Origin of the sequence: Listeria innocua (genome assembly GCF_028596125.1) — a bacterium.
GTDB lineage: Bacteria > Bacillota > Bacilli > Lactobacillales > Listeriaceae > Listeria > Listeria innocua.
In genome coordinates this window covers 90,697-113,564 of sequence record NZ_CP117229.1, presented here as the reverse complement: position 1 = coordinate 113,564, position 22,868 = coordinate 90,697, and the positions used below count along the sequence as shown (strand labels likewise).

Annotated in this window: 18 protein-coding genes; 5 read left to right on the top strand and 13 right to left on the bottom strand. The window is 37.1% G+C overall.

What is annotated here, in order from left to right:
* Positions 1 to 55: 55 nt before the first annotated feature.
* The 3 genes from PQQ29_RS01070 (at position 56) to PQQ29_RS01060 (ending at position 4,964) form a co-directional block, all read left to right on the top strand.
* Entirely contained in the window at positions 56 to 1,798 is a 1,743-nt protein-coding gene (locus tag PQQ29_RS01070) for an ABC transporter ATP-binding protein (RefSeq protein WP_187983797.1), read from the top strand.
* Positions 1,791 to 3,572, top strand: a complete 1,782-nt coding sequence (locus PQQ29_RS01065) for an ABC transporter ATP-binding protein (RefSeq protein ID WP_003772591.1) — start codon at positions 1,791 to 1,793, stop codon at positions 3,570 to 3,572. Before PQQ29_RS01070 ends, PQQ29_RS01065 begins: the two co-directional genes overlap by 8 nt.
* Before the next feature lie 189 nt (positions 3,573 to 3,761).
* Positions 3,762 to 4,964, top strand: a complete 1,203-nt coding sequence (locus PQQ29_RS01060; RefSeq protein WP_003772593.1) for an ATP-binding protein — start codon at positions 3,762 to 3,764, stop codon at positions 4,962 to 4,964.
* A gap of 39 nt (positions 4,965 to 5,003) precedes the next feature.
* Here the strand turns inward: PQQ29_RS01060 and chiB are convergent, their stop codons facing one another.
* The 4 genes from chiB to PQQ29_RS01040 form a co-directional block, all read right to left on the bottom strand.
* Positions 5,004 to 7,274: a chitinase ChiB gene (chiB, locus tag PQQ29_RS01055; RefSeq protein WP_010990239.1), complete on the bottom strand. Its 2,271-nt coding sequence runs from the start codon at positions 7,272 to 7,274 to the stop codon at positions 5,004 to 5,006.
* Between the two features lie 293 nt (positions 7,275 to 7,567).
* Positions 7,568 to 7,939, bottom strand: coding sequence for a hypothetical protein (locus PQQ29_RS01050; protein WP_010990238.1), 372 nt, complete (start codon positions 7,937 to 7,939; stop codon positions 7,568 to 7,570).
* Positions 7,940 to 8,033: 94 nt separating this feature from the next.
* A complete protein-coding gene (locus tag PQQ29_RS01045) occupies positions 8,034 to 8,666 on the bottom strand; it encodes a nitroreductase family protein (protein WP_003764843.1) in 633 nt (210 codons plus the stop codon).
* A gap of 13 nt (positions 8,667 to 8,679) precedes the next feature.
* Positions 8,680 to 8,970: a putative quinol monooxygenase gene (locus tag PQQ29_RS01040; protein ID WP_010990237.1), complete on the bottom strand. Its 291-nt coding sequence runs from the start codon at positions 8,968 to 8,970 to the stop codon at positions 8,680 to 8,682.
* A gap of 111 nt (positions 8,971 to 9,081) precedes the next feature.
* Here PQQ29_RS01040 and PQQ29_RS01035 point away from each other — a divergent pair, with 111 nt between their 5' ends.
* Complete coding sequence (locus tag PQQ29_RS01035; protein WP_010990236.1) at positions 9,082 to 9,375, top strand: ArsR/SmtB family transcription factor; 294 nt, start codon at positions 9,082 to 9,084, stop codon at positions 9,373 to 9,375.
* 106 nt (positions 9,376 to 9,481) lie between these two features.
* Positions 9,482 to 10,999 (top strand): polysaccharide pyruvyl transferase family protein, encoded by a 1,518-nt coding sequence (locus PQQ29_RS01030; protein WP_010990235.1) that lies wholly within the window; start codon positions 9,482 to 9,484, stop codon positions 10,997 to 10,999.
* A 39-nt stretch (positions 11,000 to 11,038) separates the two neighbouring features.
* On the opposite strand, the gene PQQ29_RS01025 is transcribed toward PQQ29_RS01030, so the two are convergent.
* From PQQ29_RS01025 to PQQ29_RS00985, 9 genes are all read right to left on the bottom strand, one after another.
* Positions 11,039 to 11,389 carry a DUF2200 domain-containing protein gene (locus tag PQQ29_RS01025; protein WP_003759782.1) on the bottom strand — a complete coding sequence of 117 codons (351 nt, stop codon included), beginning with the start codon at positions 11,387 to 11,389 and terminating at the stop codon, positions 11,039 to 11,041.
* Between the two features lie 134 nt (positions 11,390 to 11,523).
* Complete coding sequence (locus PQQ29_RS01020) at positions 11,524 to 11,913, bottom strand: DUF956 family protein (RefSeq protein ID WP_003728941.1); 390 nt, start codon at positions 11,911 to 11,913, stop codon at positions 11,524 to 11,526.
* A gap of 126 nt (positions 11,914 to 12,039) precedes the next feature.
* Complete coding sequence (locus PQQ29_RS01015) at positions 12,040 to 12,951, bottom strand: PTS system mannose/fructose/sorbose family transporter subunit IID (RefSeq protein WP_003728942.1); 912 nt, start codon at positions 12,949 to 12,951, stop codon at positions 12,040 to 12,042.
* 21 nt (positions 12,952 to 12,972) lie between these two features.
* Positions 12,973 to 13,779, bottom strand: coding sequence for a PTS mannose/fructose/sorbose transporter subunit IIC (locus PQQ29_RS01010; RefSeq protein ID WP_003764836.1), 807 nt, complete (start codon positions 13,777 to 13,779; stop codon positions 12,973 to 12,975).
* A 23-nt stretch (positions 13,780 to 13,802) separates the two neighbouring features.
* Positions 13,803 to 14,768 (bottom strand): mannose/fructose/sorbose PTS transporter subunit IIA, encoded by a 966-nt coding sequence (locus PQQ29_RS01005; RefSeq protein WP_003772614.1) that lies wholly within the window; start codon positions 14,766 to 14,768, stop codon positions 13,803 to 13,805.
* 296 nt (positions 14,769 to 15,064) lie between these two features.
* Complete coding sequence (locus tag PQQ29_RS01000) at positions 15,065 to 15,703, bottom strand: mpt operon Crp-Fnr family transcription regulator (protein ID WP_003772617.1); 639 nt, start codon at positions 15,701 to 15,703, stop codon at positions 15,065 to 15,067.
* Positions 15,704 to 15,864: 161 nt separating this feature from the next.
* Positions 15,865 to 21,846 (bottom strand): putative cellulose-binding protein LCP, encoded by a 5,982-nt coding sequence (locus PQQ29_RS00995; RefSeq protein ID WP_010990234.1) that lies wholly within the window; start codon positions 21,844 to 21,846, stop codon positions 15,865 to 15,867.
* A 143-nt stretch (positions 21,847 to 21,989) separates the two neighbouring features.
* Positions 21,990 to 22,550, bottom strand: coding sequence for a hypothetical protein (locus tag PQQ29_RS00990; RefSeq protein ID WP_003772620.1), 561 nt, complete (start codon positions 22,548 to 22,550; stop codon positions 21,990 to 21,992).
* Positions 22,547 to 22,864 carry a F0F1 ATP synthase subunit epsilon gene (locus PQQ29_RS00985; RefSeq protein ID WP_003759763.1) on the bottom strand — a complete coding sequence of 106 codons (318 nt, stop codon included), beginning with the start codon at positions 22,862 to 22,864 and terminating at the stop codon, positions 22,547 to 22,549. Before PQQ29_RS00985 ends, PQQ29_RS00990 begins: the two co-directional genes overlap by 4 nt.
* Positions 22,865 to 22,868: the final 4 nt, after the last annotated feature.

Below are 22,868 nucleotides of genomic sequence, written 5' to 3'. Positions count from 1 at the left end.
TCGAAATTAGGAGTGTAAACTAAATGGATATATGAATGTTAAAGGATGTGAAAAAATGGAGAGTATGAAATGGATTTGGCAATATGTCCGGAAATATCGTTTACTTATGGTTGGTGTATTTATTTTAATTTTTATTGCTTCTGGTATTAGCATTATTTATCCGTTACTAGGCGGGAAAGTGATTGATGATGTTGTCTATCAAAACAAACCGAATTTACTTATCCCGCTACTTTTAATCATGATAGTTTCGACCATTATTCGAACTATTTGCCGTTATTCCTATCAGATTATGTGCGAGCGAATTGGGCAAAATTCCCTTTTTCAAATTCGGGAAGATTTGTATAAAAAGTTGCAGTCACTTGATTTTGATTTTTTCAATAATACGCGTGTTGGAGATATTATGGCGCGGATGACTGGTGATACAGATGCGATCCGCCATTTTGTTTCATGGGTATCGTACAATATTTTGGAAAACGTGTTCCTGTTTAGCTTTGCAATTATTATTATGGCCACGATTGACTGGAAACTAACGCTCGCACTAGTTATCATCACGCCACTCATTGCCATTTTAACGATGAAAATGTCGAGTAAAGCACAACCAGTTTTTTATGAAATTCGAGAAAGCTTTTCGCGGCTTAATTCAATGGTAGAAGAAAATATAAGTGGAAACCGCGTCGTAAAAGCATTCGCGCGGGAAGATTTTGAAATGAAGAAATTCCACGAACATAATGAAGACTTCAAAAAACGCAATTTAGATTCCGCAGATGTTTCTAGAGCCTACTTGCCAGTGCTTGACTCGCTCGCTGGAGTTCTAGTTGTTATCACGCTTATTTTCGGTGGTTATTTAGTAATCAAAGGACAAATGACGCTGGGAGATCTAGTTGCCTTTAATGGATTTCTATGGATGCTGAATGGCCCGATGCGCATGAGTAGCTGGCTTATTAATGACGTACAACGTTTCATCGCTTCTTCGTTTAAAATTCAAGATATGATGGCAACGAATGCTAAAATTCCTATCCACGCTGAAAAACCGGCGCCATCATTACAAGGCCATGTTGAGTTCAATAATGTTAGTTTTCATTTTGAAGATGACCCAAATACGGACGTTCTGAAAAATATTTCTTTGAAAGCTTCTCCGGGTCAAACGGTGGCTATTTTGGGAGAAACTGGGTCAGGGAAATCAACGCTCGTCAACTTGATTTGTCGCTTTTACGATCCGACTTCTGGTGAAATTTTAATTGACGGGGTTGATGCCCGAAAATGGCATGTCCGGGAACTTCGAAATCACATTGCTACGGTGATGCAAGATATTTTCCTGTTTTCCGATACGATTGAAGGTAATATAGCATTTGGAGCACCCGAAGCAACGATGGAAGATGTCCGGAAAATGGCGCGAATTGCTGATGCCGACCACTTTATTGAGACAATGCCAGAGAGTTATGACACGATTGTCGGTGAACGCGGGGTTGGGCTTTCCGGCGGGCAAAAGCAGCGTATATCGTTAGCTCGTGCTCTTTTAAAAAATCCATCTATTTTGATTTTGGATGATACCACTTCTGCGGTTGACATGGAAACAGAAGTGAAAATCCAAGGCGAATTAAAGAAAATCACCGAAAATACAACAACCTTTATTATCGCGCACCGCATATCTTCTGTAAAAGAAGCTGATGAAATTTTAATTTTAAATCATGGTGAAATTATTGAACGTGGAACACATGCAAGTTTATTAGCGGAAAAAGGTTATTATTTTGATATTTACAATAAACAACTTGGGACGGAGGCGAATGTGAATGGCTAGAAATAAATTTGATATTGATGAAGAACTAGAAACAGCATTCAGCGCCGCACATTTGAAACGTATTCTCGTATATGTAAAACCCTATCAAAAATCTATCTATATCACACTTTTTGTAATCTTACTGGCAAATGTTGCGACAATGATTGGGCCATATCTAACCAAAGTTGTGATTGATGAAACGATCCCAAACAAAAACATGACTCAACTATTTTGGATTGCGGTTATTTTCATTGTTTCTGTCATTGTAACTGGGCTTTGTATGCGATACCGAATTAGGTCGATTACGCTTATTGGACAAGATATTTTAAAGGATATGAGAACGGCAATTTTCGGTCATTTGCAAAAACTTCCTTTTTCTTATTTTGATAGTCGTCCGCACGGGAAAATCTTGATTCGGGTTGTTAATTATATCAATATGCTGAGCGATTTATTATCTAACGGGCTTATTAATTTGATTTCTGATATTTTAAGTGTCATTGTAACACTTGGCTTTATGCTGATGATTGATCCCGTTTTAACGTTGTATAGTTTAGCATTAATTCCAGTTCTTTTCGTGATTGTTATGGTTATTAAAACGGCTCAGCGTAAGGCGTATCAGGTTCTTAGCAATAAACAATCCAACATGAACGCTTATATCCACGAGAGCATTGCTGGGATTAAAGTAACGCAAAGTTTTTCGCGGGAAGAAGAGAATTTTGAGATTTTCACCGAGGTAAGTAATGAGTACCGTCGTTCTTGGATGAAAGCGGTGAAAATTCAATTCTTGCTTTGGCCAGGAGTTCAAAATATCGCCGTAATGACGACTTGTTTAATTTACTTCGTTGGAATCAAAGGTTACGGTGTGGACGTTTCTACCGGGACACTGATTGCTTTTATCGGTTATGTTGGGAATTTTTGGAATCCTGTTATTAATATTGGTAACTTCTACAATTCGCTTATTACCGCAACGACTTATTTGGAGCGGATTTTCGAAACAATGGATGTCGAACCAGATATTAAAGACGTGCCAAATGCGAAAAAAATGCCACCAATCGTCGGAAATGTTGACTTTAAAGATGTTTATTTCCGTTACGAGGAAGGCGTAGACATTTTAAAAGGAATTAATTTTCATGTTGACGCGGGCGAATCAATTGCACTCGTTGGTCCGACTGGTGCTGGAAAAACGACAATTATTAATTTGCTCAGCCGTTTTTACAATATTAATTCCGGGGAGATTTTAGTTGATGGGGAAAATGTCGAGGAAGTAACGCTCAGGTCGCTTAGGTCACAAATGGGCGTCATGCTCCAAGATACTTTTATTTTCTCCGGAACAATTATTGAAAATATTCGCTACGGCAAACTAGATGCAACCGAAGAAGAAATTATCGCAGCTGCCAAAGTCGTTCGCGCCCATGATTTCATTTCCGGTCTAAAAGATGGCTACTATACCGAAGTAAAAGAACGGGGTAGCACTCTTTCGGCCGGTCAGCGACAACTGATTTCCTTTGCCCGTGCTCTTTTAGCCGACCCGAAAATCCTTATCCTTGATGAAGCAACTTCAAGTATTGATACACAAACAGAAATCTTACTCCAAGAAGGGCTTGAGCGACTACTGGAAGGCCGAACTTCCTTCATTATCGCGCACAGGCTTTCGACAATCAAAAATAGTTCGCGCATCTTTTACATTGATAATGGTCGAATTCAAGAAGCAGGCAGCCACGAAGAACTGATGGCACAACATGGCTATTACTATAATTTATACCAATCACAATTTGATATGTTGCAAGCTTTATAGAAAAAAGGTAACTAGAGATTCTAGTTACCTTTTATTTTGCGCATCGAAACTAAATAATATATCATAAAACTGCCAAATCAGCATTTTTCAAACTTCAAAAATCACTAATTTCATCCATTATTTGAAGTTAACTGCAAATAATGGTAAAATAAAAACTAAATAGAAGTTTACTAGATTGGAGGGATGTAAATGTTTAAACGACCTAATTATCTCAAGCAACTTATTCAATTCAAGGATTCCGATTTCATAAAAGTTATTACAGGTGTGCGTCGTTCTGGGAAATCGGTATTATTAATGCTTTATAAAGAGTATTTATTGAAAGAAGGCATACCGGAAAATCATATTATACACATAAATTTCGAGAGCTTTGAATATCAAACAATAACAACAGAAGAAAAATTTCGTCAAAAATTAGACGAATTGTTGCCCAAAGATGATAAAAAGGTTTACTTACTATTTGATGAAATCCAAATGGTCGAAGGTTGGCAGCGCGTTGTTAATGGTATTCGTGTGAGCTTCAATAGTGATATTATCATCACTGGATCAAACGCTAATATGCTTTCCGGTGAAATAGCTACCCTTCTAAGCGGTCGTTACATCGAAATCCCCATTTACCCATTTTCATTTTCTGAGTTTTTACATGTAAAAGGTATTGAAGCTGATTCTCGAAAAGTAGACAGCGCTTATAATGAATACGAAAAATACGGCGGCTTTCCGAGTGTTGTTATTGCCGAAGAATCTATCAAAGATACTATCTTATCCGGAATTTTTGACACTATTGTTTTGAATGATGTTGCATTAAGAGCGGGGGTAAAAGATGCTACCGCTTTAAAATCCATCATTCGATTTTTAGCAGATAATGTTGGCCAATTAGTTAATGCCTCGAAAATTGTAAACACCTTAAAAAGTGAGGGCGTTGACACAACTGTCCATACTGTAAATCGTTATTTGGATTTACTAGAGAATGGTTATTTATTTTATAGAGCAAAACAATATGATATTCGTGGGCGAGAATATCTGAGAACTAACGGAAAATATTTTATAATAGACACCGGTTTAAGAAGAAATGCGGTTGGTAGAAAAGATGGGAACTATAGTAATCGCTTAGAGAATATCGTTTATATAGAATTATTACGTAGAGGCTATACAGTAGACGTTGGTAAACTTGATAGTAAAGAAATAGATTTTGTTGCTAGAAAGCTAGACGAAACATTATACATCCAAGTAGCTTATGAATTTCCAAATAACAGGCATGAAACAGATAATCTTTTAAATATTAAGGATAATTATAAAAAGATTGTTGTCACTGGTAGATATTATGAAACAACTCAAATAGATGGAATTCCAATTATTTATATTGTTGACTGGTTATTATCAGAGGAATTCAAATAAAAACAGAGATTCTCCTAAAAGAATCTCTGTTTTTGTCTATTAATTTATTAACAACCAAGGACCCCACTGTTCAGCTCCTGGCTCATTTCCCTGAGTCCACCACTGTGCTTCATATGTTTTCCCTTTATAAGAAACCCTGTCTCCCTTATTGTACGTTTTGGCAGCGTCCCATGCTGGAGTTGCTGGTGGTGTTGCCGCGTCAAGCGTTGTCACAGTTAAGGCCGAGCTTGCTGCCGAGAAATTCCCAGCCGCATCATACGCTTTTACTGTGTAAGTGTACGCTGTTTTTGCAGTTAAGCCACTATCTGTAAAAGTAGTTCCTGAAACAGAGCCCACTTCGGTCCCATTTCGGTACACTTTATATCCAGCCACCGCTTTATTGTCCGTTGAAGCTGTCCACGATAGAGTAACAGATTTATCGGTTACATTAGAAGATGCGAGTGATTTTGGCACTGTTGGAGCTTCTGTATCGCTTGGATCAGGTACAACAGTTCCCCCGCCAAAAATAGTTTGTTTACCAAATTCGACACTCGATTTTACCATCCGTTGTGTTAAATCAATTTTAGAAATATTATTTACATCCACACTAGATGCACTCGATTTTAAGCGGAAAGTATAAGATGCGCCTTGCGGAATTTGCTGTGCATCATACACCGAAGCTAAATCAACTACTGTATTGCCACCTGAAGTAGTAACCGTACCTGCTTTATAATCTCCAGCAGTAAGCGTTTCGCCGGCTTTTACTGGAATATAAAACTTAGGTAATTTTACTGTTTCAAAAGATAGCTCTGTTGATTTCAAGACTTCATTTGTTTCATCCGCTTTTTCATTATTAGTAATCGTAATTTCGTATCCGACTCCATTTTCACTATAAGGTTTTACAGTTGCTACCACATTTAAATTCGCATATGTGATTGCGTTTTGCGGGATTGCACTTGTACCGAACAATCCGGTTTTAATAGCCTTTGTAAGTTCATCGCGCTTAGTTGAAGTCGTGGTTTTATCCTGCGACTGCATCCAAGAAATCATCCCACCTAGATTATTATCTTTTACATACTGTGCCTTATAGCCAATTGAACGCGTATTGTCATATGTGTAAAACTCCCCAGTTTCCTTACTATAAAGATACGGCGCTTTGGCAGTATCATCCCAATATTCTTTTAAAGTTGGCGTCTTGGCTTTTAGAGCATCAATACTTCTATACGCCCAAACTCCACCAGCACGGCCCCCATCACCAGTTTTAATTGGGTTTTCATTGTTTGCCCCATAAGTGAGCGAGCCATCTGCATCCTTATTCGTTTTTTCAGCCGCTTGGAAAAGTCCTGGCAATGCAGTGTCTGTTCCCGCAGCTACTTTATTCCAGCCTCGAGTATAAAATGCTGCCCCAACAACAATTTTATTCGAAACGGCTCCCTTTTCTTTTAAGTATTTTACGGTTTGGTCCACAGAAAAACCACTATTGTAATTCGGGTCTTTCGGATTGCCGTAAAGCGCTGTATGATGCGCACTATTCGGTGTCCAAGCACCATTTAAATCATAGGTCATCACATTCGCAAAATCGACTACTTTAAACAGATTCGCTACATCCACTCCATTTTCCAAAGTAGATTTTGCAGCTGGTAAAGCGACCGATAACTCGTATTTCTTGTTAATATCAACGCCTTGTTTATCCAAAGCTGTTCTTAAATCTTGTAAAAGTGTAATAAAGTTTTGCTTATCCGCAGGTTTTGCATTTGGCGTGCCTTCATCATTTTTATTATCAACAAGGTCAGCATCCCGTACCGAAGCAGGATATTCCCAGTCCAAATCAACAAAATCCATATTAGTATATTTCACAAATTTCATCACATTTTTGACAAAATTAGCCCGTTTTGTCGGATCTGCTGCAACTGTCGAGAAATCACCCGACTTAGACCAGCCTCCAACCGAAACCCCTATTTTCAAATTCGGATTTTGAGCGCGCAAATCTTGAATCGCATTCAATACACCCGCATTCGCTCCGCCCCACTGAACTCCCTCTTGTCCAACAGGCGCTCCGACAGCAGCATCTTTATCAGTAAAAACTAAATCTCCATTACTATTAAAATCCAAGAAAGCAAAATTTAAATGTGTTAATTGATCAGCTGGAATATCTTTCGGATAAAAATTCCCTTCTCCTCCCCAAATCGACCAATCACCGTAATACATAACATTTCGATATTGTGGTACATTTTCAGCCGCTTTCGCCCGTTTTGACTCTGCACCAATTGATACAACCACTAACGATAATACTAACAACACAACAGAAGTAATACTAAAAAGCTTTTTCATCTTCTTATTCATCTCTTCACCCCGATTTTTGATTTATAAACCTCATTTCGGTAGTTCTAAGTTTGTCTCTCTGTACCCCTTTTTGTGTGGTTGCCAGAATGTTTCTTTTCTCTAAGTTCCTCCCTCCAATTAAAGATTCATTCTGAGCAACTGTATAACATGCAATTATCATGCCAAAAGAAAGCGTTGTCATTTAGCGGTTTCAAGCTTGTTCCTAAGATACACAGATGGAATAAAAACTTACACAGATAAAAAAATAGTACAAGCACTTGGCTTATACTATCAATTAATTATTATTTAATTTTCACAAATTCAAACCAATGCTTTCGCGAATAAAAAATTGATACCAAAAAGAGACCGAGTGCAATTAACGTAGAAGCCAAACTAGTCATAACTAAACCGTAAATTAGAAACGGGAACATTGAATAATTTAATATTAGTGCTTTACGGTTAATCCGCACAATAACATCATTACTATTTTCCAAAACTACTTCCTGACTCCCAAAGAACCAATCAGTCACGCGAACCTTTGTTTTCTCCATCTTAGGCATAAAAAAATGAGACTGATGATTGTCGAGTTTTACAATTTCTTCATTTTCGATTCTAATTTTCACTGGAGTAATACCGCCGCCAATACCTGTTTTACGAGTTATTTTGATCGTCATAGTTGCTTTTCCTCCTCGGCTTTATGTTGTTTTTATTATACCAAGAAGAACAAAAAGGAACAAGGAAATATCGGCTATTCCCTTGTTCCACCCTTTAAGCGAAAGTCGTTACGTCTGTGATTGGTAAACGATATGACTCGTAGCCAGAATTTTTAGCTTTTCCGATAGAAACGAGCATAACTGGGACGTAGCGTTCTGGATCCATGTTAAACGCTTCTGTCACTTCTTTACGCTCAAAACCACCAATTGGATTTGTGTCATAACCATGCGCACGTGCAACCAACATTAACTGCATCGCCACTAGACCACCATCAATTAATACAACTCGTTCTGCTTCCGAACGCGGAATTGTTTCAAAGTACTGGCTTAATTTTGCCATTTGTTGTTCTTTTATTTCGGCGGGCATTAAACCGCGATTCACAGCTTCCCCGTAAATTTTTTCGCCATTTTCAAAGTTTTGTAGGTCCCCGAAAATTAAGATCATTGCGGAAGAAGTTTCGTTTTGGCGTGTGTTAAAGCGTACTAATGAACTTAATTTTTCTTTACCAGCATCACTTTCTACAACTACAAAGCGCCACGGCTGCATATTTACAGATGACGGAGCAGTTACCGCATCCTCCAAAATAGCTTTCATTTCTTCTTGGCTAATTTTCACCGTTTCATCGTATTCTCGAATCGAACGACGGTTTTTCATTAAGTCTTCAAAATCATTATTTAAATAAGTCATCTCTTTCTCCTCCTTATCGCGCAAGTGGCGTTAAAACTGAAATTTCAAGTGGTTTTGCAACAAAATTAGTAGCGGCGTTCTGAAATTTTTTGAAATGCTCGCTTTCATTGTGTTGTTGAATAGCATCCATATCCGCCCATTTTTCTAGCATATAAAAAACTGTCTCATTTTCAGTAGATTGTACTAATTCATAGCCATGATTTCCTGTTTCTGCTTGTGACGCGGCAATAACTTCCTTAGCTGCCTGCAAAAAAGCTTCTATTTGCTCTTTTTTTATCGTCATTTGTGCTTCAATATGCAACATTTACCAACAACTTCTTTCGGATTTGATAGTTCGATTTTTTTCGAACTATCATAATATAACATAACAGCAAGTTCCGCGCAATTAAAATGTAAGTTATGATATGATAATCATATGAAAAAGTTAAATGAGCTATCAAAATCAGATTTATTATTAATTTTCCAAGCCCTGAGCGATCCAATTCGCCTGGATATTTTCCTATGTTTACTAAAAAGCAAAGAAAAACGTTTCTCTGGCGAAACATACAATATTTCCAAATCAACCATGTCACACCACATTAAACTGCTTAAAGAAGCACAACTAATTAATTTAAGAAAGAAAGGGACAACGCATATTTATTCGGTTAACGAAGGACTAGTGGAACAAATCGGTTTCTTCTTTGATTCGTGTAAAAATAAACTTAAATAACTTCATCCCGGAAATTGTTAACTTAATTAATATTTTGATATACTTTAAATATTAACTAGGTTAAGGATGTGGTTTTTTAGTGAAAAGAATACTCATTAGGTCAGGTATGCGCCCTACAAACGTATACATGCCTGAAGATATTTATTTAAAGGATCGAACAGGATTTAATAATGGTAATCTAGCTTACCAATACAGCATTTATAGGACTTTATGGAATGACAATGTAGAAATACACGCTGATGGGTTATCTTCTAATCCTAATTTAGCAGAAAAAATTAATGAACATTACGATTTGTACATTGTGCCTCTAGCTGATGCTTTCCGTGAAGATTTTCGACCCGCGCTCCGTAATTATACTCAGTTGATTCGTAAGCTAAAAATCCCGGTTGTAGTCACAGGGGTAGGTTTACGAGCAAACTATGAACCTCAGTTAGATGAAGGTTTCACTTTTGATGAAGATGTTACTAATTTTGTAAAAGCAGTCCTTGAAAAATCGGCTCAAATAGGAGTTCGAGGACAGATTACAGCAGATTATTTAAAAAAACTCGGATTTAATGAAGGTATAGACTATCGAGTAATCGGCTGTCCTTCCCTTTATACATTTGGTCGAGAAATAAAAATCAGAGAACTCCACTTAACAGAACAATCCTCCATTGCTATCAACGCATCTCCAACCTCTTCAGATATAGCTATCGAGTTCTTAAACAACTTGATTAATACATATAAAGATTACCAATTTATCCCTCAACACCTAGACGAATTCCATTTAATGTATGCTGGCGGTCCAGATATCTCTAGTGATATCAATGGCTACCCAACAAATATCCAACATAAGTATTATCAAGAAGGTCGAGTAAAATATTTCACTAGCATGCCTAGTTGGTTCGATTTTGTGAAAAATATTGATTTTAGCATTGGCTCTCGCTTACATGGAAATGTCATTCCAACAATAGTCGGAACACCTAATATTTCATTTGTCCAAGATGCTAGAATGCGTGAACTAGCCTCCTACCATGCGCTTCCTCACGTCACCATCGATGAATTGGAAAAAACAAGCAACCTCCAAGAATTACTGACTAAAGTGGACCTGAAATCAGCCGAAAAAGTCCAAGCAAGGAATTTTGATAACTATATTGATTTCTTAGATACAAACGGTCTCAATCATATCTACAAACACGATAAAAACAGAAAATCAGCTCCTATGGATGAACTTATAAACTCCATTACTTTCCCATCAAGTCCAGACCCCATTTCCATATTAAATCCTCAAGAAATGCTAAACCGAGTAAAAATCTCCACCAACTTATTAAAAGAAAGACATGATTTTAGCACAAGATACCGCGTCAACCTCGTAAATAACCAACTCACCCAACTGAAAAAAACAACTTCTGAGCAAAACAAAAAATACCAACAGAAAATTACTGAATCACAAGAAAAAAATCAACAATTAGAAAAACAACTGACAGATACTACACAAAAATTACAGCTGACGCTAAAGAAAAATCATGAACTTACAAATAAAATCAGACATTATCAAGGCACATTAAACCGAAAATCTGTGAAAACGACTTTAAAAGTAGCGAATTCATTAGCAGCTTTAAAAAAGAAAGTTTCTAAAAGCTAACCAACAAAAAAGCAGCCATTCAAAACGGCTGCTTTTTACTTATTTTCTTAAAATTTTCTCCATTTTCTTTCCTTTTGCAAGTTCATCAACTAATTTATCTAGGTATCGTATTTGTTGCATAAGTTTATCTTCAATTTCTTCCACTCGGTAGCCACATATAACTCCGGTGATTAAAGAGGCATTGGGATTCATTTTTGGTGCTTGCTCGAAAAAAGTCTCAAAGTCGATTTCTTGATCTATGGCTTTTTGTAAGGAGGCTTGGTCATAGCCAGTTAGCCAAAAAATAACTTCATCCACTTCTTCTTTTGTGCGATCTTTTTTCTCCACTTTTTGTATGTAAAGAGGGTATACACTAGCGAATGACATCGTGTAGATTCTTGGTTTTTTCATGTTGGTGTTCCTCCTTCGTTTACTTTTGATTTCACTTTCTATTGTACCAAAATGCGCTGTTTGTTCAATTATTATGTACGAAAAAAAAGCATCAACAGACATAAGTCCATTGAAGCTTTTCGGTATAAATCGGCTTATTTATTTTTGTTTTTCTTCTTGCTAAATATCGACCGAAACGAGCGCTTCATAACATCAAAGAAACTTAGCGAGCTCACCATATTGGCTGGGTCGACATAAACTCTTATTTTACGTAAAACTTCTTTAGGCTTTTTAGAAGCAAATGTATATGTGCCGTTGCGCTTTGTTTTAATGGCGTAGCGAGGGATCCACTTACCTTTTAGCATAACGGATACAATAACTTGATCTACTTCTTCCCAAGGGATTTGAACGAATTTACGCACATCACGTGAGTTGAAAAATTCAAAACCTTTGTCGCCAATCATAATTTTCCCGTAATCTGTAAGTCCAGTATACGCGGTGGCATCTATTGTTAAGTCTACCTTTGTATTAATCGATTGAACCAACTGTATTCGCTCCATTTCTTTTCGCTTGTTTTGTTTATTATACCGTATTCGTTTATCTGTGTCATATATCTAAACGAAAAGAGGCTCGGTGAATATTGCACCAGCCTCTTTTCGATCAGCTTATTTTTACAGAAGCCCGATTAAGTGACCAACTATACCAACTACGAATAGACCTAGAATGATGATAATTGGGCTGATTTTTTTCTTAAGTAACCACATACATAGGAATGTAAGAGCTACTGCTGCAAGTCCTGGGATTAAGTTATCCAAGTTATTTTGCAAGGTTGTTACTTTAATTTCAGAAAGAGCTAATCCTGCTTGTTGTTGTTCTAAAGCAGTTTTGATACCTTGTGCACCTTGTGGAAGATGACTCCAATCAATATACGCACCTTCATCAAGTTTAACTTTCGAGATAATTGGCGCAAACTGGATATTTACCCATCTCTGCACCAAGGCGGCGAGGACGAACATCCCGAGTATCGAAGCACCTTTTGTAATGTCTTGCAGTAATCCACCAGAAAGGTCATCAGTAATTTTAGAACCAGCTTTGTAGCCGAATTCTTGTGTATACCACATGAAGCCCCAACGGATTACGTTCCAAGCAACGAAGAATAAGATAGGTCCAAGAATGTTTCCACTCAAGGCAAGAGAAGCACCTAATGCACCTAACATTGGACGAATTGTAAACCAGAATACTGGATCACCAACACCAGCTAGAGGTCCCATCATACCAACTTTAACCCCTTGAATTGCTACATCATCAACTTCTGCACCATTTGCACGTTCTTCTTCAAGTGCAAGTGTTACCCCAAGAATTGGAGATGCAATATATGGATGTGTATTAAAGAATTCTAAATGACGTTTTAACGCAGATGAACGGTCTTCTTTTGTTTTATATAATTTTTTAATAGCGGGAATCATAGAGAATGCCCAGCCACCATTTTGCATACGTTCGTAGTTCCATGAACCTTGAATGAACGTAGAGCGCCATGCTACGCGTAGACGATCTCTCTTTGATAATTCGATTTTTTCTGCCATTCTATTCTCCTCCTTTTTTTATTAATAGTCGTTTAATATATCGCCGAGTGGATCGCGTGAGTTTCCGCCTCCACCGCCATTTGAATTACCGCCACCCATTTTAGATAGGTTAAGGTAAATAAGAGCAAGTGCAACACCTAGAGCACCAATTGCGATAAGTGTAAGTTGAGAAATTGCAGCTACTACGAAACCGATAACGAAGAACGGCCATACTTCTTTAGTAGCCATCATGTTAATAACAAGCGCATAACCAACGGCAACTACCATTCCTCCACCGATAGCCATACCATCTGTTAACCAAGCTGGCATTGCTTCTAAGAAAGATTGAACGCTGTCTGCTGGAATGAATAAAAGTGCTGCTGCAGGGATTGCGATACGAATACCTTGCATACAAATTGCTGAAATATGTAACCACTCTACGGTGCGAATATTCCCTTTTTCAGCGGCTCTGTCCATCAAGTGAACAATTGGAACTGCCAATGTACGAACGATCATAGTTAAGAAAAGACCTGCTACTGCAAGCGGAATTGCAATTGCGATTGCGGACGGAATACCTGCTACCCCTTGTCCACCTAAAACTAATATAATTGCTGAAGCTACTGAGGCAAGCGCGGCATCTGGTGCTACGGCTGCTCCGATGTTTGCCCATCCAAGTGCGATCATTTGTAGAGTTCCGCCAAGGATGATACATGCTGTTAAGTTACCTGTTACGAGACCAATTAATGTACATGCGATTAATGGCTGATGGAACTGAAATTCATCTAGAATTCCTTCGATACCTGCTAAAAATGCAATAAGTACTACTAAAATTATTGATATGACAGACATAATAAACCTCCTATTTTAATTTTTTACTGTGTCTTTAGTTCATTTTTTGCTTTTTTGATGATGTCTTCCATGTTAGCGCTTGAGTCATTAGGGACTTTACGCACATCGAATTTAACGCCTTTTTCTTTTAATTTCTCAAAAGTGGCAACATCATCTTTCCCCATGGAAAGTACTTTGCTAACAACAACTTTACCTACAGAGTGAGCCATGGAACCAACGTTTACTTGTTCGATTTCTACGCCACCTTCAATTGCGCGTAAAACATCTTGAGGATTTTCGAATAATAAAAGTGCTTTTGTATTGCCGAAACGTGGATCTTTTGAAATCTCAATCATTTTTTGGACTGGGATAACGTTAGCTTTTACTCCTGGTGGTGCTGCTTGTTCGATTAATTTTTTACGAAGATCGTCTTTTGCAACTGCATCTGAAACGACGATGATTCTTGTTGGGTGTGTTGCTTTTGTCCAAGCAGTGGCTACTTGACCATGCAAGAGACGAGAATCAACACGAGTTAAAACGAATTCAATTTTGCCATCACCAACTGCAGCGATTTCTGCTTGTGGTTGTTCAGTAGCTGTTACTTGCGGCTGAAGTTCTTCTGGTTTCACGCGGATACCTTCTTGAGCTGGCGCAAGGATATTTGCTGCGATTTCGTGTGCGCTTTCCATTGTGAAACGTGATGAGAAAGCTTCAATCAGCATTGGCAAATTAAGTCCTGCTACGATTGCCCACTTATCTTTATGTAATTCATAAAGACCGTTTGCTTGATTGAATGGTGTGCCTCCCCAAAGATCCACTAAGAATAAAACTTCATCTTGGCTATCAAAGGATGCAATTGCAGCTTCCATTTTAGCTTTGATGTCTTCTGGACCTTCGCTTGGCATCAAAGTGATTGCTTTAACGTTTTCTTGCTCGCCGAAAATCATTGTTCCGGACTGCAAAATACCTTCAGCAAATTCACCGTGAGTTGCGAGGATAATTCCTACCATCTTTTTCCCTCCTAATATAATTCATTTATTTTGCTACCCGCTTAATATATTGCAAGTTCTGTGCCAACTTATTAGTATTGCATCCAAAACCCTTATTTACCAATACTTTATCATTCTAAATTATAAAGATATTAAATAGTGTATCGCTCATTAATACAGAAAATAGATACTCAAATTTTAGTGTATCTAAAAAATGAATAAAGTATATTGAAAAAAGTTATTAATTTCATATTAACCCTACTAAAAAACAAAAAAACTACTCAAAAATTGAATTTGAGTAGTTTTTTATAGTTTTATTAAGAGACACAATATGCTGGTGAATCCTGCATTAATATCCAAGGAGTCATTTTAACATTAATTTCACCCTTCTCAGCTAAATCATTTACTATCATAGAAGTTGTTGAGACGGAACATTTTGCGAACTTTGCTAGAACATAAATTTTAAGCCATCTTGGAAATACTGGATTGTGCACGGGATCTAGTTTGTATCGTTCAATTACTTTTCTCAAAACCATTCTGACCCGTTCCTCTGGATAAGCCGACATTAACTTTCTTTGCCATTCGATACTTACCTCAAAATCTTCAGCTATTTGTAAAAAGAAATTAGGTAACAATTGATGCTCATCCAATTTCTCAAACAATTCGTCTGTAGGGATAACGCTATAAACCGTATCTTCTAGAGCACCTAATGTAAGACTTCCACCTGTCGTAAAAATAATCCGTTGATCCGCGAATACTCGTTGAAAAGTAAGCTTCTTATCTTCTTCGCTTTTTTGTATTAGCAGGCCTTTTTCCATAATGATTAGTTGTTCATGCTGCATTTTAAGTTCCTTACCTGCCTCCAACTCCTGGTGAACAAAAGAAAAATTTTTCCTAATCCATGAATAAATCAGTGAATCTTGGCTGATTAGTTGATGAAATTCTAAAAAGGTCATTTTTCTACTTCCTTTCCTCCTAGATGTCTAAAACCCTTGGCTATCGGTTGAACCGTATTATCTGTATAACTAACTCTCTATAGAAAAACTTGTTTAAATGTCCGGAAAAGGTAGGCTAGTCTAAACCTGACATACCTACCTCCCCGAAACTATTCTTTCAATTATCCGTGACGTCTTCTTTGTCTAAACGTCCATAGGAACAGCGCAAATCCTACTAGGCAAGCGCCCATTACAACAACCCATAAATTCATTTGGTCCCCTGTTCTTGGTATTGCTTGTTGGTATGTTGCTGTCTTTTGCTTACCAGGTTTTACATCTGAATTGCTATTTTCTGATGGAGTTATCGCTACTTTTCCTTCTACTACTTCGATTGTAGCTGTAACAGAAAGCTCTTCTTTACCAGCATCTACTGTTCCTTCATTAGGATCAATCGTATAAGTTACTTGGTATTTCCCAGCTTTTTTCGTATTAACTTTACCTTCAACTTTTACTTTAGACATTGGAATTTCGCTACCGTCTCTAGACATTGCGCGAACGAAATTATCTTTCGCATCCCAATCTGCATTTATTTTCAGCTTACTATCATTAACAATGATTTTGGCATGATTTTGTAGAACAGTCACGCGAGAAACGCTTGTTACACCATCATAACGGTAAGTGATTTCATATGTGCCTGGTGTTTGGTTATCAACACGGCCAATTACAGTCACATCAGATAGTTTGACGTCATCGCCTTTTTTATCTATCGCTGAATCGAAGTTGTCTTTGGCGTTCCAACTTGCTCCTGCATAAATCGTGCTATCGTGAGATTCTACTTTAGTTTGTCTTGGTTTCACAGTAATTTGTACTACTTTAGATATACCTTGATATTTATACGTTACTGAGTAGGTTCCTGGTGTATTTAAGTCCACTGTTGGATCTTCTTCCACCGTAATATCCCTATAAGCTACTGGTTTCCCAGCCTTATCAATTGCACTATCAAAGTTATCTTTAGCACTCCAATTGTCTCCTGTATAAACCACAGAATCATGTGCAGTTATTGCAGTTTGTGGATTTTTAACTGTTACTTTAATTGTTTTAGAAAAACCGTCGTATTTGTAAGTGATTGAATATGTTCCTGCTACGGTCATATCCACATTTCCTTCTACTTCTACATCTGCAAAAGCGACTGTTTCTCCGTCTTTATTTCGTGCACTGTCGAAGTTATCCTTCGCTTCCCATGTTTCTCCTACATAAACTGTGGAGTTGTGGGCATTAACAGCGGTTTGAATATTTTTAACTGTAAGAGTAACTGTTTTGGAAGCTCCATCAAAAGTATATTTCAATTGATAAGTTCCTGCTTTATTAGTATTAACATTAGGTGTTTCAGTTACTGTTACTTTTGAAAATTCTACTGGATTGCCATCTTTATCAACAGCATTATCAAAATTATCTTCTGCTGTCCAGCTATCTCCTACATAAATTGTAGCGTTATGGGCATTAATTCCTTTTTTATTTTCTTTAACTGTTACTGTAATAGTTTTTGATACACCACCATACGTATACGTGATTGGGTAAGTGCCAGCTTGTGCTGTATTAACTGTATTAGTAACTGTTACTTTTGATAAAGCTACTTCATTTCCATCTCTATCTGCAGCGCTATCGAAGTTATCTTTTGCACTCCAAGTATCGCCTGTATAGATTGTGGAATCATGCGCGTTAATTTCGGTCGCATCATCTTTTACCGTGATAGTTACTGTTTTAGTAGTATCATTGTATTTATAAGTGACCGGATATTCACCCGCTTTTGTTGTATCAACTGTTCCAGTAGCCTCGATGTCCGCAAAAGTAAGCGTTTCGCCTTCTTTATTTAGCGCACTATCAAAGTTATCAGCCGCACGCCAGTTATCTCCAACATAAATAGTAGAATCATGAGCATTTACTTCTGTTAGGTCTTTTTCTACTTTTACATCAATAACTGTTTCAACTTCTTTACCATTTTTTTCAAGAGTAAATGTTAGTGGATACGTACCACCGCGGTTAGAACCGTTTTTAAGAGCTTTTAATTGTTGTTCGTCTACTTTAACAACATCTGTGCGATCTTCAGCGTCTGAATTCACACCGTTTTTCACTTCTTCAAATGCTGCTGTTTTGGCTTTAGTTACTGCTTGTGCTTCACTAAGGACAACTGCATCTTTGTATTCTAATGTGAAGTTAGTTGCTCCAATTTTAAGTTCATCTTTTTGAGCAACTTTACCGTTTGCTGTTGTTACATAAAGAGGGGCAGTTGATTTTTTCTCTGTGCCAAAAATATCTTTAAGAGCAATTGTTAAATCTGTAACCCTAATTGTTTTCCCATTCGTAGAACCACCTACAATTGCGACAGAACCATCAGTTAGTGTTTTCGCTGTTGCTACGGAAGCATCAGCTGTAGTCCACTTATACCCATCTGTGTTAGCTTGGATTTTTTGGAAAATGTCTGGTTCAATTGTATCTTCTGCTGCTTCACCACTTGTAGGAGCTACTTTTGGTAAAGTGATTTTCAGGCTCTTACCTTCTTGAACTGTTTTTTCATTTAAGTTAACTTTTAAATCTGTTTCAGGAACGTAAGAAATGTACCCTGCATTAATGTGCTGAGCATCTGGTTGTGCTGGATCAATATCTTTAACCCAACCAATTTCAGTACCCATATTTGGTGCTGCACTATTTAAGTCTTTATCTCTACCAACATTTTGTAACGTATGCTTGTAACCTGCTTTTTCAGGGAATTTCACAGCATATTTTCCGTAACCAATTCCTAAATTATAATCAAACTTATATTTTCCATCGGCATCGGTTGTTGTTGTTACATTTTGTCCATCTTTGGTGAATGGTTCATAGGTGGATGTAGCTTCATCCCATTTGTATAATTCAACTGTTTCATTTGCTAGTGGTGTATCGCCTTGTGCGGTTTCATAAATACCACTCGCGTTTTTATCTTTGAATAACTTACCTGCTACTTCTACAATTACTAACTCTGCTCCTACTCGAGTTCCTGCGATTGAACCAGAATAAGTGTTAGTTTCAACTGCATAGTAAGGGTTGTATACATCACGTTCACCAATTTTGTTACCAGCTGTAGCAGATTCAAATGTTTCATCTACTTTCAGTGGTACTTTGATTGTTTGAGATTCGCCTGACTCAATTTTAGTTTTAACTTTGATACGAACCATGTTAGCTTTTCCGTAATCAGTGAGTGTATTACTGTAAATGCTATCAGACGTATAATTATCTGCAGTGGCATCCGCAGTATAGGTTAAATCAAACTGAGATTTTTGCTGAGCTGTCATAGGAACTTCTCCGTTTAGCTTCATGTCCCATTTGAAAGGTTCACTTTGGAATTTTGTACCAAAGTCTTGTCCAGTTTTTGGAATTGGGATAAAAATATCTAAGCTACTTGCGCTACCGCTAGAAGTATTCGTAATTTTAACCATATAATCAGCGTCAGTTCCAGGTGTGAAATAGGAAACAGTACTGTCATCGCCTTCTACATAACCAGCTTTAATTCCTTCTCCGGCTACATTTAAGAAAGTCTCTACGGCAACTGTATCTTGTTTCGGAACACTTAGAGTACTTGTATTAGTTGAAAGTAAACGTTCCGCATCTCTACCATTTTGGTTTACGTCTAATCCATTATCTAGGAAGACGTTCGCTCCTAGTGCAGAAATTACGTTACTTCCGCCCCAAGCAAGTAATTCTTGAATATCAGTGTGAATGCTTTTACTTAATGTCATATCAAATGTGGTGTTATAGCTGATATTCAAATATTGTTTTTTGGATGGATAACCAACAAATTCCCCTACTGTTATATCTTTTGTTTTAATGACATAAACTTTATCGCCATTTTTAGCAGTTTTTGCTTCTACTGTGAAATCAACTTCTTTGCCATCTTGGTCTGTTAATTTAATGGAAGATGGTTTAACCGTAGTTCCTTCTAATTGGCGTAGATAAACTTCCGGATTATTAAGAACAGATCTTGTTCCATAAGGATAATCATGCATAACTAATGATGCTTTAGTTGTTACTGTTTCTCCTGCACGAGCAGTTTTAATTGGTGTGCCTTCACTATTATAGAATGAAGCTGTCCCATTTGCTGCCGTACTTATATTATTAGCAACTGTATATGTGGATGATCCTGAAACTTTTGTATTTTCTTCATCATCTGCGTTCCAAATATTCACGTCAAATTGAACAGATGTAATACCTGGTTTAACAATCCCGTATGAAGCAGAATTTGCTGCTTTAAATGGGGCAGCTGTGTCAATATTAGTGAAACCTACAGAGAAGTCTCCAACGTTAGCTTTTACTTCAGTAAAGTACTCGCCTTCTTGAAGTCCAACTGCTGTTGCATCTAAAGTAAGCATTTTATTACCATTTGTTTTCGGAAGAGTACCATCGTAAGTTCGATATTCCGAATTTAAGTTCGTTTTATACTGTACGTCTTTTACTTTATTACCTGGGTAAGTTCCATCAAAAGGTATGTTGACAGTATAGGCTTCCCAGTTTTCATCAAATTTAATTTGGTAAATTTGGTTTGTTTTCACTCCGGCAGTTTGCCTATTATTGATTTGAATAAGTCCCGCCCAAGATTCGTTATCTGGATTTATATAGTAGTTTCTTGGTAGCATAACCATTTTATTTGCTGCTTTACCTACTACTTTACATGTGTCTTTTGCAGCTAGTGTTGTTGTATCACTTGCATCATTAGTTAATGCATCTGTTTCAAACACTTTATCATCATATGTCGTAATAACTGCATGTGGTACTTTAGGAGAAGTATAAGTCCCTTCTTCTGTTCCTTCTGGTACCTTGTATTTTACTGCTAAAATAGTTTCAATAATACCGTAGTAATTTTCTTGTTTAAAGTCAATTTCTACTTTATTTTCGTTTGGATAATGCGTGATTGTTCTATTTTCGTTGTTTGTTAGTAAACTCTTGTTTTCATTAACTACGCCTACATACTCCATACCTTCTGGGTAATAAAGAGTAGTTTTAACGTTTTTAGGAACAAAGATTTTTGAACCACGTCCATCCATTTGGCTGATACCATTTACAACTGAATAAGGTTTAGTGTAGTTATAAGAATCTTCAGTGGCTGTACTTGGACTTACTTCTGGTAAAAATGAAGATGTATACCAGTTTCTAAACATTGTGTCTACCTGTTTTTGATTTGCATAGCCAACAACAGTTTTACCCTCGGCACGAATGCTTTGCTCTGCGGATGCTGCTGGAGTACTTCCTTCTCCCATATAAGCATCAACTTTAATTGGAGACTTCAAGTCAGTAGGACCATAGTATTTAGCTGCATCTACTTGTACAGAGAAGTTTAGAGTTAGTTTTTCAGTAGCTGGATCTAGTTCATAGCTCAAAGTACCATAAGTTGCTTTATTGTAGCCTGTTTCTTTATTTGGAACAGTCACTGAAGTAATCGAATCTCCAACTGGATTACCTGCGCCAAAATAACTTAAAATATTCGAGTCTACGCTACTAGGTGCTTGATAACTACTTGGAACTGGTAGAGAAACAAAACGCATTCCGTCTGGCAAAGTGAAATTAATCTTTTTACCAGAAGCATTGTTGTTGTTAAACTCAACTGTTACAGAAACGTCTTTAATGTCTCCATTCTCCCAATTTGTTTTGTTATAATCAGGAATTTTCATTGACACAGTAGGAGCGCTTGATTTAAGCAAGTTAGATCCTTTTTTAGGAGTATTTCCTTCCGTGACAGTCGGTTTCGGTGTATTTTGTACTTCTTCAGAAATATCATTTACTTCATAAGAAGCAGTATAAGTTTTTTCTGTTTTATCTTGGTCTTGATAGTTAATTACAAAATCCACAGTACCATTTTTCGTGGCTGTATATTCTGCTTCTTGACCTTCTACTTTTTTACCATCTGGTGTTTGTATCGTTAAGATTTTAACTTCCTCGTTTTTAGGGGTTGTTTTAATCTTCAATTTAGCTTTTTTCTTGTCGCTTGAAAGTTCATTTTGTATCTCATAAGAAACTGATTCGTTACCTTTTTCTTCCGCGAATACTCGGAAGGACGAAAGATTCAATTGACCGATAATCAGTAAAGCTGCCATGACTAATAATAATGGACGCCTCAAGCTTTTAAGTTTCATCATATAAAGTTATCTCCTTTAAAATTTTTTAGACCATTTTTCCAGTAATACAAGTCCCGTTCTCTTTAATTAATCCCATTAAATCTCGTAAGTTTTCATTAGCAAGAAACGGTCTGTACACAGGATTTTTAGAGACTTTTATTAAACTATTTCAGTAAATTAGCGTAAATTCGTTGCCATACAATTAGTGCTCCACTGGCTACAAGTAAACTACATATAATTAAATAACTTCTTACGCCGAGTTGGATATGCCAAGGGGCTTCTGCTACTTGCACAAGTACTAAATACATTGACTTAAGTGCAAAGTATCCAGCGAAGTACAAAGCTGTAATTAAAACTAAGCCCAGTAGCTGCATAATTTCTTTTTTGAGTTTTTGTGGCGTACGCGTTTTTTTCCAATAAGAAAATGGATGAAACAGCCAGCTACTCCAAAACATTAATAATGTAAATTGGAACGGAATGGCGGTTATTTGTACTGCAGATAAACATACTAGAAGTGTCGCCGTAATAACGACAAGAAAGGCTGTCACCTCTGCATCAAATTGGTAGCGGTTATGCCACAATTGGTAACGTTGAATTTTTTCTAATGGAACTTCATCTTTTGATAGAAAATATCGAATACCAGTAAGAAGGAGCAAAACAATAAGAAAAAACGCGGACAGAAGAGCAATAATTTGTAGCAGTGTATCAAAAAATCCGCTTATCATGTGATCCTCCTGTTCTCCATTTGTTTTCGTTTGTTGAGCCTTTCAAAAATTCGTTCAGCTTGATTGGCATCTTTTGAAGCATACTGAGCCATGATATTCGCTTCATTTTGAACGAGATGTAAATAACCGAGGGCAACAAAGATAGGCTCTGTAGCTGCACTATCTAAAATGATGATTTCACTATAGTCGAAAAAACTTAAACAATCGATGTGTTCTTCTAATACAGTTTGCTGACCTTCTTTAGTGTTAATAACAAAGCCCTCAACATCACCTTCAAAAAATTGCCCCATCGGCGAGACGATTTTAAGTTTCATTTGC

Bases quoted from the DNA above. Each gene is read 5' to 3' on its own strand.
- PQQ29_RS01070 (WP_187983797.1), top strand. From the start codon at position 56: ATGGAGAGTATGAAATGGATTTGGCAATATGTCCGGAAATATCGTTTA.
- PQQ29_RS01065 (WP_003772591.1), top strand. From the start codon at position 1,791: ATGGCTAGAAATAAATTTGATATTGATGAAGAACTAGAAACAGCATTC.
- PQQ29_RS01060 (WP_003772593.1), top strand. From the start codon at position 3,762: ATGTTTAAACGACCTAATTATCTCAAGCAACTTATTCAATTCAAGGAT.
- chiB (WP_010990239.1), bottom strand. From the start codon at position 7,274: ATGAAAAAGCTTTTTAGTATTACTTCTGTTGTGTTGTTAGTATTATCG.
- PQQ29_RS01050 (WP_010990238.1), bottom strand. From the start codon at position 7,939: ATGACGATCAAAATAACTCGTAAAACAGGTATTGGCGGCGGTATTACT.
- PQQ29_RS01045 (WP_003764843.1), bottom strand. From the start codon at position 8,666: ATGACTTATTTAAATAATGATTTTGAAGACTTAATGAAAAACCGTCGT.
- PQQ29_RS01040 (WP_010990237.1), bottom strand. From the start codon at position 8,970: ATGTTGCATATTGAAGCACAAATGACGATAAAAAAAGAGCAAATAGAA.
- PQQ29_RS01035 (WP_010990236.1), top strand. From the start codon at position 9,082: ATGAAAAAGTTAAATGAGCTATCAAAATCAGATTTATTATTAATTTTC.
- PQQ29_RS01030 (WP_010990235.1), top strand. From the start codon at position 9,482: ATGCGCCCTACAAACGTATACATGCCTGAAGATATTTATTTAAAGGAT.
- PQQ29_RS01025 (WP_003759782.1), bottom strand. From the start codon at position 11,389: ATGAAAAAACCAAGAATCTACACGATGTCATTCGCTAGTGTATACCCT.
- PQQ29_RS01015 (WP_003728942.1), bottom strand. From the start codon at position 12,951: ATGGCAGAAAAAATCGAATTATCAAAGAGAGATCGTCTACGCGTAGCA.
- PQQ29_RS01010 (WP_003764836.1), bottom strand. From the start codon at position 13,779: ATGTCTGTCATATCAATAATTTTAGTAGTACTTATTGCATTTTTAGCA.
- PQQ29_RS01005 (WP_003772614.1), bottom strand. From the start codon at position 14,768: ATGGTAGGAATTATCCTCGCAACTCACGGTGAATTTGCTGAAGGTATT.
- PQQ29_RS01000 (WP_003772617.1), bottom strand. From the start codon at position 15,703: ATGACCTTTTTAGAATTTCATCAACTAATCAGCCAAGATTCACTGATT.
- PQQ29_RS00995 (WP_010990234.1), bottom strand. From the start codon at position 21,846: ATGATGAAACTTAAAAGCTTGAGGCGTCCATTATTATTAGTCATGGCA.
- PQQ29_RS00990 (WP_003772620.1), bottom strand. From the start codon at position 22,550: ATGATAAGCGGATTTTTTGATACACTGCTACAAATTATTGCTCTTCTG.
- PQQ29_RS00985 (WP_003759763.1), bottom strand. From the start codon at position 22,864: ATGAAACTTAAAATCGTCTCGCCGATGGGGCAATTTTTTGAAGGTGAT.